The sequence below is a fragment of the Nocardia sp. MDA0666 genome (genome assembly GCF_003023875.1).
Taxonomy (GTDB): domain Bacteria; phylum Actinomycetota; class Actinomycetes; order Mycobacteriales; family Mycobacteriaceae; genus Nocardia; species Nocardia aobensis.
Genome location: NZ_PYHT01000004.1, coordinates 33,376 through 50,466, shown reverse-complemented (window position 1 = coordinate 50,466; position 17,091 = coordinate 33,376). Strand labels below are relative to the sequence as shown.

The window sequence follows — 17,091 nt, the reverse complement described above, 5'->3', positions numbered from 1 at the left end:
CGGAGGCGCAACTTCCGGTTACCGGAAAGCTAAAAACCTCCGTCGAATCCGCCGAAGTCGCCTCCGTCGAAACCGCCACCGCCGTCGAAGAAGCCGCCGCCGTCGTAGCCACCACCCTGGTCGTATCCGCCGCCGTCGTAGCCGGCGGTGTCGTATCCGCCCTGGTCCCCGCCGTCGAAGCCCTGCCCGGCGTCCTGTCCGGCATCCTGACCCGCGTCGAATCCGGCGTCATAGCCTGCGCCGTAACCGTTTTCGAAACCGGCCGCGCCGTAGCCGACGCCGTGCATACCGCCGAACAGCGCATCGAACAGCAGCACCGAGCCCACGCCCCAGGCGCCGGCCACCAGCGCGGTCTTCCACCACGGCTCGGAATACCAGCCGGCCGGGACCGGACGCCCGGCGACCCGGCCGCCCGGATAGTAGTTCGGAGTTTGCGGAGAAGGCGTCGGCGACGCTTCGATGCTGCGGCCGTCGAAGTCGACGGTGCGGTCCTCGGTGACGCGTCCGGCGGACCGCTGTCCGTCCAGTTCGGGGACCGGTGGGCCGGGATCGAGATTCATCGCGGTGCGGGCCGCGCGCACGTAGTACAGGCCCTCGATCGCGGTTTCCTTGGCCAGCCGAGCCTGGGTGACGGTCGTGGCCTGATCGATCTGCGATCCGGCGGCGTTGAGCCGTTCACCCGCATCCGCCAGCGCCTGCTTGGAGGCCTGGTCGGTCCCCGTGAGGTTGTAGACCTGGCCGCCGAGGCGTTCGATCAACCGGCGTGCGTCGGCCTTCGCGTCGGCGAGTTGGTTGTTGTCCCGGGTGCGTTGGTTCGAGCGCCCCGCGAGCATCATCGCGACACACGCGATCAGCACGACGACCAGAAGAATCAGCAGCAGCCACACACCGACCAGAGTACGCGTCGGCGGTTTGCCCGAGGCTTGCTCTCAGCCCGCGACGGCGGCGTCGTAGGCGAGTCGGGCGGCGTCGTAACCGCCCGGCTCGCCGTCGGAATCGCCGAGCTCGGAAAGTGCGAACTGCCGCTTGCCGGCCGTCTTGGCGGAGTACATCGCCCGGTCCGCGCTGCGCAGCAGATCGGAGAAGTCGCAGGGCCGCCCGGGTGGGGAGAAGGCGGTGCCGACGCTCGCCGACACCGGCACCGGTCCGGCGTCGGTCGGCACCGGATCGTGCAGGGCGGTCAGCACGCGCATCGCCACCTCGGCGAGGGTATTGCGGCGGGCGGGCAGGGCGAGGACGAATTCGTCTCCGCCGTAGCGGCATACGACCGTTTCGTCCGGGCAGGCCGCGCGCAGCCGCCGCGAGATCTCCACCAGCACCTCGTCGCCGACGGAATGGCCGTAGCCGTCGTTGATCTGCTTGAAGTCGTCCAGGTCGATCAGCAGCAGGCCCACGCCGCGGGTGTGGTCGGTGGCCATCACACGCACGCGTTCCTGCAACAGGGAGCGGTTGGCGAGGTCGGTGAGCGCGTCGTGGGTCGCCTCGTGCCGCAGCCGGTTCTGCAGCGCCGCGATCTCCTGTACGCGCACGGAGACCGCTGCCGTCAGATTGCGCTCCTGCTGGGCGAGGGCGCGTTGCTGCAGGGCCTCGGCATAGCTGTCGATGGCATGGCTGGCCACGAACGGCCACCGGGTCGCCACCAGGGAGCCGGGTTCACCCGGCGCGAAGCCCAGCAGGGCTCTGGTGGCGGGGGCGAGCATGCGGGTGCGGTCGAAGGGCGCCTCGGCCAGCCGTCGCCCGATCGCGCGGGCGGCCGGAACCGGAAACGGTTCGGACTGTGCAAGATTCAACAATTCGTCGATGATGGCCGCGAACACCTGCTCCAGGTGTTCGGGCTCGACTGTCAGCCCGCTGCCGGCATAGACGGCACGAACCCAGTCCCGTGTCGTCGCCGCGACGTTCGCGGCGGTCTGCGTGTCGAGTTCGGCAGGCATCGCCGATCACCTCGCGCAGACGTCGTCGACGCCGGCGCTCCGGCCGGTCACGCCCTCCGGAACGCGCTCACTGCTTCGCGGTCGAGTACACCTTCGGCGCACGCTCACCGCCCCCTTTCCAGATACCCCCGTCCGGCAAAAAGGATCCTAGCAAGCCACTCGGCACCGAAAAACGCTGTTTTACAACCTGTTCCGATAAGTCACGAATGGCGATCGGCAGTGTGATCGACTCCGGGCCTGCGGCGTTACACCTTGCCTCAGCGTGTCGCTCGCGGCGTGTTGCGGGGGATGTTCACTCCTGAGTGTGCAGGACTTCGTGAAACGTTCTTATCGCAGGCCAGGGGCCTTGACGCGGGATCCGGTCCGCGCGGCGGCGGCGAGGCGCCGGTGACGAGTATCACAGCAGGTTGAGCGGGTTCGGTCGTGGAGTGAGTGGCGCGATATCTCGCGGTCGCGATGCGCCACTTCGGCATCGCCGCGCTCGAAGTTCGGTCGTCGAAGTTTGCTGTCCAATCGCTACGGGCCTGCTCCGGGTGGAGTTCGGCGCGCCGGTGAGCAACCCGGCGGACGCGCCGGGCGAAAACCGGGTGTGCGATTGGCATTCCGGAAGTGAAGTTCGGTACAGTCCTACACGCAGACGACATCGTGGCGATCCCATTGGTGTCGTATGCCTGCGGGTGTAGTTCAATGGTAGAACCTCAGCCTTCCAAGCTGATGGTGCGGGTTCGATTCCCGTCACCCGCTCCGATGTGGGGATTGTCGGCAATCCCCGGCCGCCGGATCCCGTCCATCGGGAGGCGCCAGCGCAACCGCTGGACGGAAACGGGATGTAGCGCAGCTTGGTAGCGCATCCGCTTTGGGAGCGGAGGGTCGCAGGTTCAAATCCTGTCATCCCGACCACAGATGACCGGGAATTTCCGCTCGGTCGTGGGGCGCTGAACGAAAGAGGGTCGCGTTCTGCGGCCGACCGGACGATCGCAACCGTACCCGGGTCCCGACAAGACGGTATTTCCGAAAGGAATGCTGACTGTGGCGTGGATCGTGCTGGTGCTGTCCGGAGTCTTCGAAGCCGTCTGGGCCACCGCGCTGGGGAAATCACACGGCTTCACCCGCGTCGTGCCGTCGCTGGTCTTCGCGGCCGCGCTCGTCGCCTCGATGTCGGGTCTCGCCTATGCGATGCGCACGCTGCCCGTGGGCACCTCGTACGCGGTGTGGGTGGGCATCGGGGCCGCGCTCACCGTGTTGTACGCGATGATGACCGGGGCCGAGCAGGCCTCGCTGGTGAAGATCGTATTGCTGTTGCTGATCGTCGCCGGGGTGGTGGGCCTGAAGGTGACCGGTTAGCCGGTCGGATCGGTCTGTCCCACGCCGAGCGGCAGCGGTATCCGCGGCGACATTCGCCGCGGATACCGCCACGTCGGCCACGCTCGGCTCCGGCGCGTAACCCCGGCTGCCGATGTGCGTGTTATCGGCTGTGACGCGCCGGCCGGGCGGAGCCGGCCGAATGCGATTGCGCGTGAACGCGTTTCGTTGCACCGGTCGAGCGTGCGGCGCCCGGCGAGCGGCCCGACGAACCGCGCTCGTTCCGGCCCGTCCCGGCGGCGCCGCGTTCGCGCGCCGACTGCTTGCCGCCCGTGCGGGCAGGGGCATCACGGAGTTCGCGACCGGGTCGCCCTCCTCCGTTCCTGCGGTTGTCCGATGCGGCGGCACGGTCGTTGTCCTCGCCCCGGCGGCGCCGCGAGGTGGCACGGCCGTCGGTATCCGTGGGTGCGACGCCCGTGCGGTCGCGGCCGGGCGCGAACCGGTCGCGTGGCGGCGCGGTGCGGTCGGCGGTCGCGGTGCGGCCGGTGGTGGTGCGGCCGTTGTGCGCCGATTCGCGGCGTTCGCTCCTCGTCGCCGGGCCGCGCCGGCGGGGGTTGCGGGCCGCGCTGCCGTCGCGGGCGGGGCGGCGGGAATTCTGCTCGGCGCGTTCAGGTTTCGCGGCGGGCGCGACCGGTGCCGCGACCGTGCCGACCAATGCGGTGACCTGGGCCGAATCCGGGCTCACCTGTTGCGGGCGGACGTCGAGTCCGGCCTTGCGCAGCAGTACCGCGACGTCCTTGCGCTGTTCCGGCAGCATGATCGTCACGACGTCGCCGGTGCTGCCGGCGCGGGCGGTGCGCCCCGAGCGGTGCAGATAGGCCTTGTGTTCGGCGGGCGGGTCGACGTGCACGACGAGTTCGACATCGTCGACGTGGACGCCGCGGGCCGCGATATCGGTCGCGACCAGGACGCGCGTGGTGCCGTCGGCGAAGGCGGCCAGATTGCGGTCGCGCGCGACCTGCGACAGATTGCCGTGCAGATCGGCGGCCGGAATTCCGGCGGTGGTGAGCTGTTTGGCCAGTCGTCGCGCATGATGTTTGGTGCGCATGAACAAGATTCGCCGTCCGGTTCCGGAGGCCAGGGTCTGGACCAGCACGCGCTTGGCCTCGCTGTCGCCGATCTCGAAGACGTGATGGGTCATCGCGGGCACCGGTGAGTGGGCCTCGTCGACCGTGTGCGACAACGGGTTTCGCAGGAAGCGCTGCACCAGCTTGTTCACGCCGTTGTCCAGGGTGGCGGAGAACAGCATCCGCTGCCCGTCGGCGGGGGTCGCGGCCAGGATTCGGGTGACGCCGGGCAGGAAGCCGAGATCGGCCATGTGGTCGGCCTCGTCCAGCACCGTGATCCGCACCTCGTCCAGGGCGACCAGGCGCTGTTTGATCAGATCCTCCAGGCGGCCCGGGCAGGCGACGACGATATCCGCCCCCGAGCGCAGTTCGCGGACCTGGCGCGCCTGCGGCACCCCACCGAACACCGTCACCACTCGCAGCTCGCAGGCATCGGCCAACGGCTGGAGGGTCGCCGCGATCTGAGTGGCCAGTTCGCGGGTGGGCGCCAGCACCAGACCCGCGGGCCGGCCCGGGACGCGCCGGTGGCCGAGGCGGTGCAGCCGGTCGACCATGGGAATCGAGAAGGCGAGGGTCTTACCGCTGCCGGTGCGCCCGCGAGCGAGCACATCGCGGCCGGCGAGCGTGTCCGGAAGTGTCGCGGCCTGGATCGGCAGCGGTGCGGTGAAACCCTGTGCGGTCAGCGCGCGCACCAGCGGCGCGTCGACGCCGAGGGTTGCGAAGGTGGCGGCAGGGCTCGATGAACGAGTCGTCATGAGTAGTCGTGGTGCCTTTCGAGCAGCAGAGTCAACCGCAGCGGCGCTGGGGTTGCAGCGGCGCCGGGCTTCGTAGCACGCACGGAGGCTGACCGCTGGGTGGCCGACGCGAAGAGAAGACATCCACGACGGAGGGAGTACGAGTAACCGACACTCCACGGCCCAGCCTATCCTGTCCCGGCGGTTTCTCCGGCATCGCGGAAGAGTGACGGTTCTCTCCTCACCGGGCCGCGTGGATCACCGGGCTGTGTGACCACTCGGCTGGGTGAACCGCTGGGCGGGTTCACAGGTTTCTCCCAGCGCCGTCCCAGCCGGTCGGTGGCGCGGCCGACCATCATGGCAACCATGACCGAAACTGCTATCGCGCCGGGCCGACCGGCGGACGGCATGACGACGCCCGGCCGGGGCCGCACCCGGAGCCTGCCGTGGGAGCACCTGGGACTGGCCGCGCTGCTGGGCGGCACCGCGATCGCCTATCTGTGGAATCTGAGCGCGAACGGCTGGGCCAACTCCTTCTATGCCGCCGCGGTGCAGTCGGGTGCGAAATCGTGGAAGGCGTTCTTCTTCGGTTCCTCGGACTGGGGCAATTCGATCACCGTCGACAAGACGCCGGCGTCGCTGTGGCCGATGGAGATCTCGGCTCGCCTCTTCGGGATGAACAGCTGGAGCATGCTGATCCCGCAGGTGCTGATCGCGGTGGCCGCGGTCGCCCTGCTCCGGTCGACGCTGCGCCGCACCTTCGGCCCCGGGGCCGGGCTGCTCGGCGGGCTCGCGCTGGCGGTCACGCCGGTGGCCACGCTCATGTTCCGCTACAACAACCCGGACGCGCTGCTGGTCCTGCTGATGATCGCCGCGGTATGGGCGATGACGCGTGCTCTCGAGGACGGCAGGTGGCGCTGGCTGCTGCTGTGCGGCGGTTTCGTCGGACTCGGATTCCTGGCCAAGCAGTTGCAGGTGTTGCTGGTCGTGCCCGCGCTGGCGCTGACCTATCTGTTCGCCGGGCCGCCCCGGCTGGGTAAGCGGCTGCTGCAACTGCTCGCCGCCGGGGCCGCCCTGGTGGTCGGCGCCGGATGGTGGGTGTTGGTCGCACAACTGTGGCCGGCCGATTCGCGGCCGTATTTCGGTGGTTCGAAACACAATTCGATCATCGAACTGACGCTCGGCTACAACGGACTGCAGCGGCTCGGCGTCGATTCCGGCGGCGGATTCGGCGGTCCGCCCGGACCCGGCGGGCGCGGCCACGGACCGTCGTTCGGGTCGGAGGCCGGGATCACGCGCCTGTTCAGCGAGACCGTCGGCGGTCAGATCGCCTGGCTGATCCCGGCGGCGCTGATCCTGTGCGTCGCGGCTGTCGTGCTGTGCGGCAAGGCCTCCCGCACCGACACCCGGCGGGCCGCGCTGCTGCTGTGGGGTGGCTGGGCGCTGGTCACCGCCCTGGTGTTCAGCTTCATGAAGGGAATCTTCCACCAGTACTACACCGTTGCCTTGGCGCCCGGCGTCGCCGGTGCGGCCGCGATCGGTGCTGTCGTGCTGTGGCGACAGCGCGATCGGCTCCCGGTCCGCATCGTTCTGGCCGCGGCGGCCGGGCTGACGACGGTCACCGCGGTGATCCTGCTCGATCGCACCCCGGATTTCGTGCCGTGGTTGCGGTGGATCATCGGTGTAGCGGGCGCGGTCGCGACCGTCGCGCTGGTGATGCCGCAACCGCGCCGGACGGCCGCCTGGACGGCCGTCCTCGCGGTGGTCGTCGCGATCGCCGGCCCGGTGGCCTACTCGATCCAGACCATCGCCTCCGCCCACAACGGCGGCATCGTCCTGGCCGGACCGAAGACCAGCGGTGGGTTCGGCTTCGGCTTCGGACCGGGCGGCCCAGGTGGCGCGTGCGGACCCGCCGGGCCGGGCATGCCGGGCGGTACCGGCAGCGGACCCTCCACACCCGCGCCGGGCGTGAACGGAACTCGTCCGGGTGTCCCGGGCCAGGAGGTACCCGGCGCCCAACCTGCTGGGGCGGAGAACGGATGCGCGCCGGCCGGACTCGGCGCAGGACCGGCGACCGGCGGTTCGGATTCGGCCGGCACCGCCCAGCCTCCCGGACAACCGGGCCGGGTGCCGCGGTCCGGCGAGCCGGCGGCGACCGGGCCCGGCTCCGGGCAGCGTGCATCCACCGACCGCCCGTCCGGTCCCGGCATGGGTGAGCGGACGAATCAGCAGTTGATCGATCTGCTGAAGAACACCGGCGCCGGTTACACGTGGGCGGCCGCGGCGATCAGTTCGATGGGTGCCGCGGACCTACAGCTCGATTCCGGCTACGCGGTCATGCCGATCGGCGGATTCGGTGGCGGCGATCCGTCCCCGACCCTCGATCAGTTCCGCGCCGATGTCGCACAGGGGCGCATCCACTACTTCGTCGGGTCCCAGCGGCGCGGCCCCGGATCGGGGGAGACCTCGGCGGCGAGCCGGATCGCCCAGTGGGTCGAGAGTACATACGCGGCGACCGATGTCGGCGGTACCAAGGTCTACGACCTGACGGCGCCGACGGCCGCCCGGTAACCAGCGCGGCGGGTGGCGGCCCCGCGCCGTCACCCACCGCGCTTCGGTGCGGCAGACTGCGACCATGACCGGAGCCACGGCGTCGAAATACAGTGCGGGAGTTCTGCTGTTCCGGCATGCCCCGCGGCTGCAGGTGTTGCTCGGACATATGGGCGGTCCGTACTGGGCGCGCAAGGATGCCGGTGCCTGGTCGGTCCCCAAGGGCGAGTACGCACCGGATTCCGAGGATGCCCGGACGGCCGCGGCGCGTGAGTTCACCGAGGAACTGGGCCTGCCCGTACCCGACGGTGAGTGGATCGCGCTGGGGGAGTCGCAGTACGGCAGCGGTCGCTCCCGTAAGCAGGTCACCGTGTGGGCCGTGGCGGGTGACCTGGATCCGGAGCAGGTGGTCCCCGGCACGTTCGAGATGCAGTGGCCGCCGAGATCCGGCCGCATGCAGACGTTCCCGGAGATCGATCGGGTCGAGTGGCTCGAACCGGAGCTCGCGCGCGAGAAGATCGTCGCTGGTCAGCGTCCCTTTCTGGACCGGCTCACCGAGGTGCTCGCCGACGGCTGAGGTTCAGCGGTAGGCGTCGGCGATCCCTTCACCACCGGATTCGACGAGCCGTACACCCTGGAGTTCGTGGACGGTCAGCCGATGAGCGGGGCGCGCCCCGTCCCACGTCGGGACGAGGTTGCGACGACGCGCGGCGTAGGCGGTCATGAGATCGCGTGCCAGCCGGGCCGGCGACACCCGGTCGACCGCGGCCCGCCGCAGGATCACCACCAGCAGATGGTGCGGAATGTCCTCGGGATCGGCGAGCGGCCGGAACGTTCTCGCCCGCACCGGAACCGACAGCGGCGCAGCCGTTTCCGCGTCCACGAATTCGGTGATCGCGTCCGGCAATTCGGCTGCGATCACCGGCGTCGGCACCAGTCGTGGCAACACCGCGGCGGTCGCGGACAAAACCCGGGGCGCCGCACTCGAACCGGGCATCGGGTACACGGTGCGTAGCTGTTCGTGCCGCGCGATCAGATCGGCGAAGGCGTCGCGCAATCCGACGGCATAGAGATATCCCGTGAAATGCACGGTGAACGATGCCGTTCCCGCGGGCGTCGGGCCGACGGGCGACACGGCGGGGACCACCGCGGCGGTAGAGCGCAGTTCCATGCGGCATTTCCGTTCCTCGTCCGTACCCCAGTCCCGGCGGGCACACGCGGAGCCTAACTCCGAACACGCGTCCGCGCTGTTCGACGGGTACGGGCGAGGGTTATCGGCCGTACGGCCAGCGCCAGTCGGCCACCTCCGGAATATCGGCGCCGTGCTCGCGCGTCCAGATACGCGCGGCCAGACGGGCATCGGCCATGTCCTGGCGCAGCCCGGCCGCCTGGGTGCCCAGTCCGGGAACGCGGTCGATCACATCCATCACCAGGTGATAGCGGTCGAGGTCGTTGAGCATCACCATGTCGAACGGGGTGGTCGTGGTGCCTTTCTCCTTGTATCCGCGCACGTGCAGCCCGGAGTGGTTGGTGCGCTGATAGGTGAGCCGGTGGATCAGCCAGGGATAGCCGTGGAAGGCGAAGATGACCGGGCGATCCCGGGTGAACAAGGTGTCGAATTCGCGATCGGGCAGGCCGTGCGGATGTTCGTCCGCCGGCAGCAGCCGCATCAGATCGACCACGTTCACCACGCGAATGCGCAACTGCGGCAAGCGTTCCCGCAGAATGGCGGCGGCCGCCAGCGTCTCCAGGGTCGGTACGTCGCCGGCGCAGGCCAGCACCACATCGGGAGTCGTGCCCGTCGCGTCGTTGTGGCCGGCCCATTCCCAGATACCGGCCCCGCGGGCACAGTGCAGCCGCGCCTCGTCGACCGACAGCCAATCCGCCTGCGGCTGTTTGCCGGCCACCACCACGTTCACGTAATGGCGCGACCGCAGGCAGTGGTCGTAGGTCGACAGCAGCGTGTTGGCATCCGGCGGCAGGTAGACGCGCACGATCGAAGGCTGCTTGTTCATCACCACATCGAGGAAACCCGGGTCCTGATGGGTGAATCCGTTGTGATCCTGCCGCCACACATGGGAGGTCAGCAGATAGTTCAGGCTCGGAACGGGCCGGCGCCACGGCACCGCGCTGCTGGCGTCCAGCCATTTCGCGTGCTGGTTGAACATCGCGTCGACGATGTGGATGAAGGCCTCGTAACAGGTGAACACACCATGCCGCCCGGTGAGCAGATAGCCCTCCAGCAAGCCCTGGCACATATGTTCCGACAGCACCTCGATCACGCGGCCGCGGCGGTCCAATTTGACGTCGAATTCCCCGATGTCGGCCTGCCAGTTGCGGCCGGTGACGGTGAGGACGTCCTGGAGCCGGTTACTGGCCAATTCGTCGGGTGCGAGGATCAGAAAATTGTCGCGGTTGGCAGCGGTGACGTCGCGCAGCCACGTGCCCAGCACCTGGGTGGCCTCGTGCGAGGTGGCGCCCGGCGCGGGAACCTCCACGCCGTAGCGGCGCCAATCCGGCAGTCGCAGATCCTGCATCGTCGCGCCGCCGTTGGCCACCGGATTGGCGCTCATCCGCCGCGGCCCCGCCGGGACCTGGCGCAGCAACTGCGGATACGGGCGGCCGTCCTCGTCGAACAGTTCCGCGGGACGATACGACTGCAGCCACTGCTCGAGCACCCGGCGGTGACCGTCGTCGGAACGCGCGGCGGGGAGCGGCACCTGATGGGCGCGGAAGGTGCCCTCGACCTGTTCGCCGTCGACCACCGGCGGGCACGTCCAGCCCTTCGGCGTGCGCAGCACGATCATCGGCCAGCGGGGCCGTGTCCCGTCACCGCTCTCGCGCGCGGCGCGCTGGAATTCGGCGATGCGGTCCAGGCTGCGATCCAGCGCGGCGGCCATCGCCTGGTGTACGGCGGCGGGGTCGTGCCCGGCGACGATGATCGGGTCATAGCCGTACCCGTGCAGCAGCGACAGCAGTTCGGATTCCGGAATGCGGGCCAGCAGGGTCGGATTCGCGATCTTGTATTCGTTGAGCGCCAGAATCGGCAGCACCGCGCCGTCGCGCGCCGGATTGAGGAATTTGTTCGCATGCCAGCTGGTCGCCAGCGGCCCGGTCTCGGCCTCGCCGTCCCCGACCACGCAGAACACGGTCAGGTCGGGATGGTCGAGCGCGGCGCCGTAGGCGTGCAGCAGGGAATAGCCGAGTTCGCCGCCCTCGTGGAAGGAACCCGGCGTCTCGGGCGCGCAATGGCTGGGCACGCCGCCGGGATAGGAGAACTGTGCGAACAGCGCGCCCATCCCGTCCCCGTCGCGCGAAATATTGCTGTACAGCTCGGAATACGTGCCTTCCAGCCAGGCACATGCATTCGGCCCCGGCCCTCCGTGTCCGGGCCCGGCGACGAAGACCGCGTCCAGATCGCGGGCCTGGATCGCCCGATTGGCATGGGCCCATACCAGATTCAGTCCCGGCACGGTTCCGAAGTGCCCGAGCAGACGCGGTTTGATGTGTTCGGCCGCCAGCGGGGTACGCAGCAGGGGATTGGCCGTCAGATAGATCTGACCCACCGCCAGATAGTTCGCCGCGCGCCACCACGCGTCCAGATCGGCGAGTTCGTCCGGTGAGAGCGGGCCGGGAACCTCGGCCAGTCGATACGGTTCGGGTGCGATCGTGGCCCCGCCGCTGCCGCCGATATTGTCGGCCGCCGTATCCGCGCCGGTCGGGTCGGTGGCCGGGATCCGTCCTTCCGAACTCGCCAAGTCGGTCACGATCGTGCTCCTCGCAGTGGGGTGTTCGGGTAACCGCTTCGGATGGAGACTCGACGCCAGGCTACCGGGCCGCGGCGATCCCGGGCCGATCCGCACCCGCAGCCCGGGTATCCGCACCCGCTGCCGGAAAACCTCCCGGCCCGCCGGATCGAACGGCGGTGACGGGGCCCACAGCCGGTTCGTCCGCCGCACCGATTAGGGTGCGGCGCATGCAGACTTTGGCCAGGATCATCGGCACGGCCGCCGTCGCGGTCGCGGCGGTCGCCCTCACCGCCTGCGGCGGCAACGACGACAACGGCTCGGCGACGACCTCGAGCACCGTCGCAGGCGCCCAGCCGAGCGCGGGCACCTCGGCCGCCGCGGCTCCCACGGCGAGCCACGGCCGCGAATGCACCGCCGACGACATCGGTGTCACCGGCGGCTTCGGCCAGGCGCCGACCATCACCATTCCCGACAATTGCGATCCGCCGAAGCAGCTGGTCACCAAGGATCTCGTCGAGGGCACCGGCCCGGCGGCGGCGACCGGCCAGCCGGTGGAGATGAACTACACGCTGGTCACCTGGTCGGACAAGAAGAAGCTGGACAGCTCCTTCGACCGCGGCCAGACCTTCCCGCTCACCCTCGGTACCGGTGAGGTCATCCAGGGCTGGGACCAGGGCCTGATCGGTATCAAACAGGGCGGCCGCCGCCTGCTGATCATCCCGCCCGACCTCGGCTACGGCCAGGGCGGCCAGGGTGTGAAACCCAACGAAACCCTCGTCTTCGTCACCGATGCCGTGAAGGTCGGTTGATCGACGCCTTCGGCGACAAAGCCGCCGCCGACCGAGGCGGGCCAGCCGATTGCGGCCCGAATACCGCTGTCGACTACCCTTGATCGGATGCGATTTCGGGGGGAAACAGCGCCGTTGTACGGCGGCACCCGAACATCGTCGCCGGCGGATCACACCTCCGTCCGGCGACCACACAGACCAGTGAACAACGAACAAGGAGCATGTCCGTGAAGAGCACCGTCGAGCAGCTGAGCCCGACCCGGGTCCGCATCAATGTCGAGGTGCCCTTCGAGGAGCTGAAGCCGGACTTCGACAAGGCGTACCGGGCGCTGGCCCAGCAGGTTCGCATTCCCGGCTTCCGTCCGGGCAAGGCCCCGGCCAAGCTGCTCGAGGCCCGCCTCGGTCGCGGCGCCATCCTGGAGCAGGTCGTCAACGACGCGCTGCCGGCTCGCTACAGCGAGGCCGTCACCGCCTCCGAGGTGAAGGTGCTCGGCCAGCCCGAGATCGAGATCACCAAGATCGAGGACGGCGACGAGCTGGCGTTCACCGCCGAGGTCGACGTCCGTCCCGAGATCGCGCTGCCCGACTACGAGAGCATCGAGGTCACCGTCGATCCGCTGAGCATCGGCGACGAGGACATCGACCAGCAGCTGCAGTCGCTGCGCCAGCGCTTCGGCACCCTGAAGAGCGTCGAGCGCGCCGTGCAGGAGGGCGACTTCGTCTCCATCGACCTGTCGGCCACCGTGGACGGCGAAGAGGTCTCGGAGGCGACGACCTCCGGTCTGTCGCACGAGGTCGGCTCCGGCCAGCTGATCGAGGGACTGGACGACACCCTCGTCGGCCTGAAGGCGGAGGAGTCCAAGGACTTCACCTCCACCCTGGTGGCCGGCGAGCACGCCGGTAAGGAAGCCGTCATCACCGTGAAGGTGAACTCGGTCAAGGAGCGCGAGCTGCCCGAGGCCGACGACGAATTCGCCCAGATGGCAAGCGAATTCGACACCATCGACGAGCTGAAGGAAGATCTGCGCAAGCGGGTCGAGCAGAGCAAGAAGGTGGAGCAGGCCGGCGAGATCCGCGACAAGGTGCTCGAGGCGCTGCTGGACAAGACCGAGGTGCCGCTGCCCGAGGCCGCGGTGCAGGCCGAGGTCGACGCCGTGCTGCACGACGCGGTGCACGGCTTCGACCACGACGAGGCGAAGTTCGCCGAGGCGCTCGAGGCCCAGGGCAGCACCCGCGAGGAGTTCGACAAGGACTCCAAGGAAGCCGCCGAGAAGTCGGTGAAGACCCAGCTGCTGCTGGACGCGATCGCCGAATCGGAGAACACCCAGGTCGGCCAGCAGGAGCTGACCGAGCGGATCCTGTTCCAGTCGCAGCGCTACGGCATGGCGCCGGAACAGTTCATCCAGCAGATCCAGCAGGCCGGACAGCTCGGCGCGATCTTCGCCGACGTGCGCCGGGGTAAGGCGCTGGCCGGCGTGGTGCTCAAGGCCAAGGTCACCGACACCGACGGCAACACGGTCGACACCGCCGAGATGTTCGGTGAGCCGGCCGAGACGGTGGCGGATTCCGAGGGCGCCGCGGAGTCGGCCGAGAACGCCGCCGAGTAGCCATCGGCGACATATGAGTCAGCTGTAAGCGAAGCAAGGCGGTACCGGGAGTTCGGTGCCGCCTTGTTTCGTTAGGGTTTGTGTCAACCGAATCAGGCCGCGGTCGGACGTCGGGGACGGAGGCGGTAGCTTGCGTAACCACGAAGGGCCCCGGAAGACCGCATATTGGACAGAGGCTGTGCCGGCAGGCATCGTGCCGGCGAGAGAGGGCAGGTATCCGTGACAATCAATCAGGCTGTGGCACCTTTGAAGTCGGGGCCGGTCATGACATCCGCGACTGCTGGGCTCAACCTCAGTGATTCGGTGTACGAGCGTTTGCTCCGCGACCGCATCATCTTCCTGGGCACCCAGGTCGACGACGACATCGCCAACAAGCTGTGCGCGCAGATCCTGCTGCTCACGGCCGAGGACCCGAACCGCGACATCTCGCTCTACATCAACTCCCCCGGTGGGTCGGTCACCGCGGGCATGGCCATCTACGACACCATGCAGTTCGCCGAATGCGATATCGCGACCATCTCGTTCGGCCTGGCGGCCTCGATGGGCCAGTTCCTGCTCACCGCGGGCACCAAGGGCAAGCGCTACGCGCTGCCGCACACCCGGATCATGATGCACCAGCCCTCCGCCGGTATCGGTGGTAGCGCGGCCGACATCTCGATCTACGCCGAGCAGCTCGCCCACACCAAGCGGGAGCTGAACGAACTGCAGGCACAGCACACCGGACAGTCCGTGGAGCAGGTCACCGCCGACGCCGACCGCGACCGCTGGTTCACCGCGGCCCAGGCGTTGGAGTACGGCTTCATCGACCACGTGATCACCAATGCCCGCCAGGCGAACGGCGCCGGTAACTGAGCGCGAAACCGCTCATCCCCCATCGACTTTGGAGACGAAGATGACCCTGATCGACCCGCGTGCCGGCCTGTCCGGTAGCGCACCGGCGAGCCCGCAGGCCCGGTACATTCTGCCGTCGTTCATCGAGCACTCGAGCTTCGGCGTCAAGGAGTCCAACCCCTACAACAAGCTGTTCGAGGAGCGCATCATCTTCCTCGGCGTGCAGGTGGACGACGCCTCGGCCAACGACATCATGGCGCAGCTGCTGGTGCTGGAGTCGCTCGATCCCGACCGCGACATCACCATGTACATCAACTCGCCCGGTGGTTCCTTCACCTCGCTGATGGCCATCTACGACACCATGCAGTACGTGCGTGCCGATGTCGCGACGGTCTGCCTGGGCCAGGCGGCCTCGGCGGCGGCTGTGCTGCTGGCGGCGGGCACCCCGGGTAAGCGGGCCTGCCTGCCGAACGCCCGCGTGCTGATCCACCAGCCGTCGCTGGAGGGTGGCATCCAGGGCCAGGTCTCCGATCTGGAGATCCAGGCCGCCGAGATCGAGCGCATGCGCCGGTTGATGGAGACCACGCTGGCCCGCCACACCGGTAAGGATGCCGACACCATCCGCAAGGACACCGATCGCGACAAGATCCTGACCGCCGACGAGGCCAAGGATTACGGGATCATCGACACGGTGTTCGACTACCGCAAGCTGAGCGCCCAGAAGAAGTGATCCAGAAGAAGTGATCCGGCCGCGGGGCTCGCCGAGCTGGCCCCGCGGGCGCTGGTCCGGGCGGCGGAGCGAGGTCGGCACCGCCCGGATCGGCAGCCGGGATGGCCGTGGTGAGAGCGCGTCGGGTGAGCTTTCCGACACTCTCTCCGCGAGAAACATCCTCGAGTTGTCGACCTCCGTCGCGTCGACCGGGTACGGTCGGTCTAGGGACCTTGGCTCATGGGGTGTCGGCATGAACGACCGACCCGGACGACATACGCCGAAGTGCGAGAATCCGATCGACGCGCGACACTGATCGGATGCACGGCGGGTAGCGTTGTTCGAAGGCGGCTTGTCGGCATCCGGGACAGACGGTTGCACGCGGACAAGGAAGTAGGGACCCACGAGATGGCGCGCATCGGTGATGGCGGCGATCTGCTGAAATGCTCGTTCTGCGGAAAGAGTCAGAAGCAGGTCAAGAAGCTCATTGCGGGACCAGGGGTGTACATCTGCGACGAGTGCATCGACCTCTGCAACGAGATCATCGAAGAGGAGCTGGCCGAGTCGAGTGAGGTCAAACTCGACGAGCTGCCCAAGCCGGCCGAGATCCGGGAATTCCTCGAGCAGTACGTGATCGGCCAGGATTCGGCCAAGCGGACGCTGGCCGTGGCCGTCTACAACCATTACAAGCGCATCCAGGCCGGTGACAAGGGCCGCGACAGCCGCGGCGAGCCGGTCGAGCTGATGAAGTCGAACATTCTCATGCTCGGCCCCACCGGCTGCGGTAAGACCTACCTCGCGCAGACGCTGGCCAAGATGCTCAACGTCCCCTTCGCCATCGCGGACGCCACCGCGCTGACCGAGGCCGGCTATGTCGGTGAGGATGTCGAGAACATCCTGCTCAAGCTGATCCAGGCCGCCGATTACGACGTCAAGCGCGCCGAGACCGGCATCATCTACATCGACGAGGTCGACAAGATCGCCCGCAAGAGCGAGAACCCGTCGATCACCCGCGACGTCTCCGGTGAGGGCGTGCAGCAGGCGTTGCTGAAGATCCTCGAGGGCACCCAGGCGAGCGTGCCGCCGCAGGGCGGGCGCAAGCATCCGCATCAGGAGTTCATCCAGATCGACACGACGAACGTGTTGTTCATCGTGGCCGGCGCCTTCGCCGGGCTGGAGAAGATCGTGCAGGACCGGGTCGGCAAGCGCGGCATCGGTTTCGGCGCCGAGGTCCGGTCCAAGGCCGAGATCGACACCGCCGACCACTTCGCCGAGGTCATGCCCGAGGATCTGATCAAATTCGGCCTGATCCCCGAATTCATCGGCCGCCTGCCGATGGTCGCCTCGGTGACCAACCTCGACAAGGAATCTCTGGTCCGCATCCTGTCCGAGCCGAAGAACGCACTGGTGAAGCAGTACGTGCGCCTGTTCGAGATGGACGGTGTGGACCTGGAGTTCACCAAGGACGCCCTGGAGGCGGTGGCGGATCAAGCCATCCTGCGCGGCACCGGCGCCCGCGGTCTGCGCGCCATCATGGAAGAAGTGCTGCTGCCGGTGATGTACGACATCCCGAGCCGCGACGATGTCGCCAAGGTGGTCATCAACGCCGAGACGGTCAACGACAACGTGCTGCCGACCATCGTGCCGCGCAAGCGTCAGGCGGCCGAGCGCCGCGAGAAGTCGGCCTGAGCGGAGAGCGTTTCCGAAAGCTGCGAAAGGGGCGGGAGGTCTGAACCTCCCGCCCCTTTTCCGTGCCCGCG

The 17,091-nt window shown here is 68.4% G+C and carries 13 protein-coding genes, 2 tRNA genes and 1 riboswitch; of the genes, 10 read left to right on the top strand and 5 right to left on the bottom strand.

From position 1 onward, the window contains the following. Positions 1 to 29: 29 nt before the first annotated feature. Positions 30 to 836 carry a DUF1542 domain-containing protein gene (locus tag C8258_RS08320; protein WP_369974734.1) on the bottom strand — a complete coding sequence of 269 codons (807 nt, stop codon included), beginning with the start codon at positions 834 to 836 and terminating at the stop codon, positions 30 to 32. Positions 837 to 929: 93 nt separating this feature from the next. Beyond that, positions 930 to 1,934, bottom strand: coding sequence for a GGDEF domain-containing protein (locus C8258_RS08315; RefSeq protein ID WP_106954662.1), 1,005 nt, complete (start codon positions 1,932 to 1,934; stop codon positions 930 to 932). Positions 1,935 to 2,607: 673 nt separating this feature from the next. Here C8258_RS08315 and C8258_RS08310 point away from each other — a divergent pair. The 3 genes from C8258_RS08310 to C8258_RS08300 all read left to right on the top strand — a co-directional run bounded on the left by C8258_RS08310 (position 2,608) and on the right by C8258_RS08300 (position 3,278). Next, positions 2,608 to 2,678 (top strand) — tRNA-Gly (locus C8258_RS08310). 79 nt (positions 2,679 to 2,757) lie between these two features. Further along, a tRNA-Pro gene (locus C8258_RS08305) sits at positions 2,758 to 2,834 on the top strand. 44 nt (positions 2,835 to 2,878) lie between these two features. Then, positions 2,879 to 2,946, top strand: a riboswitch (guanidine-III (ykkC-III) riboswitch). 17 nt (positions 2,947 to 2,963) lie between these two features. Further along, positions 2,964 to 3,278 carry a multidrug efflux SMR transporter gene (locus C8258_RS08300; protein ID WP_106954880.1) on the top strand — a complete coding sequence of 105 codons (315 nt, stop codon included), beginning with the start codon at positions 2,964 to 2,966 and terminating at the stop codon, positions 3,276 to 3,278. A gap of 121 nt (positions 3,279 to 3,399) precedes the next feature. On the opposite strand, the gene C8258_RS08295 is transcribed toward C8258_RS08300, so the two are convergent. Continuing rightward, entirely contained in the window at positions 3,400 to 5,118 is a 1,719-nt protein-coding gene (locus C8258_RS08295) for a DEAD/DEAH box helicase (RefSeq protein ID WP_106954661.1), read from the bottom strand. 345 nt (positions 5,119 to 5,463) lie between these two features. Between C8258_RS08295 and C8258_RS08290 the strand changes: the two genes are divergently transcribed. Next, positions 5,464 to 7,668: a glycosyltransferase family 39 protein gene (locus C8258_RS08290; protein ID WP_106954879.1), complete on the top strand. Its 2,205-nt coding sequence runs from the start codon at positions 5,464 to 5,466 to the stop codon at positions 7,666 to 7,668. A 64-nt stretch (positions 7,669 to 7,732) separates the two neighbouring features. Then, positions 7,733 to 8,224 carry an NUDIX domain-containing protein gene (locus tag C8258_RS08285; protein ID WP_106954660.1) on the top strand — a complete coding sequence of 164 codons (492 nt, stop codon included), beginning with the start codon at positions 7,733 to 7,735 and terminating at the stop codon, positions 8,222 to 8,224. 3 nt (positions 8,225 to 8,227) lie between these two features. Here the strand turns inward: C8258_RS08285 and C8258_RS08280 are convergent, their stop codons facing one another. Both C8258_RS08280 and C8258_RS08275 read right to left on the bottom strand, forming a co-directional pair. Continuing rightward, the gene (locus C8258_RS08280; protein ID WP_106954659.1) at positions 8,228 to 8,818 is read right to left on the bottom strand and encodes a hypothetical protein; all 591 of its coding nucleotides are present in this window, start codon (positions 8,816 to 8,818) and stop codon (positions 8,228 to 8,230) included. Positions 8,819 to 8,918: 100 nt separating this feature from the next. Continuing rightward, complete coding sequence (locus tag C8258_RS08275) at positions 8,919 to 11,315, bottom strand: phosphoketolase (RefSeq protein ID WP_233224976.1); 2,397 nt, start codon at positions 11,313 to 11,315, stop codon at positions 8,919 to 8,921. Between the two features lie 308 nt (positions 11,316 to 11,623). On the opposite strand from C8258_RS08275, the gene C8258_RS08265 reads away from it, so the two are divergent. The 5 genes from C8258_RS08265 (at position 11,624) to clpX (ending at position 17,020) form a co-directional block, all read left to right on the top strand. Then, positions 11,624 to 12,205 (top strand): FKBP-type peptidyl-prolyl cis-trans isomerase, encoded by a 582-nt coding sequence (locus tag C8258_RS08265; RefSeq protein WP_036499499.1) that lies wholly within the window; start codon positions 11,624 to 11,626, stop codon positions 12,203 to 12,205. A gap of 206 nt (positions 12,206 to 12,411) precedes the next feature. Further along, entirely contained in the window at positions 12,412 to 13,791 is a 1,380-nt protein-coding gene (tig, locus tag C8258_RS08260; RefSeq protein WP_106954877.1) for a trigger factor, read from the top strand. A 264-nt stretch (positions 13,792 to 14,055) separates the two neighbouring features. Continuing rightward, positions 14,056 to 14,643 (top strand): ATP-dependent Clp protease proteolytic subunit, encoded by a 588-nt coding sequence (locus C8258_RS08255; protein WP_036499422.1) that lies wholly within the window; start codon positions 14,056 to 14,058, stop codon positions 14,641 to 14,643. 40 nt (positions 14,644 to 14,683) lie between these two features. Further along, positions 14,684 to 15,352, top strand: a complete 669-nt coding sequence (locus tag C8258_RS08250) for an ATP-dependent Clp protease proteolytic subunit (RefSeq protein ID WP_039777019.1) — start codon at positions 14,684 to 14,686, stop codon at positions 15,350 to 15,352. A gap of 387 nt (positions 15,353 to 15,739) precedes the next feature. Continuing rightward, positions 15,740 to 17,020, top strand: coding sequence for an ATP-dependent Clp protease ATP-binding subunit ClpX (gene clpX / locus C8258_RS08245; protein WP_036499502.1), 1,281 nt, complete (start codon positions 15,740 to 15,742; stop codon positions 17,018 to 17,020). The last annotated feature ends 71 nt before the right edge of the window (positions 17,021 to 17,091 follow it).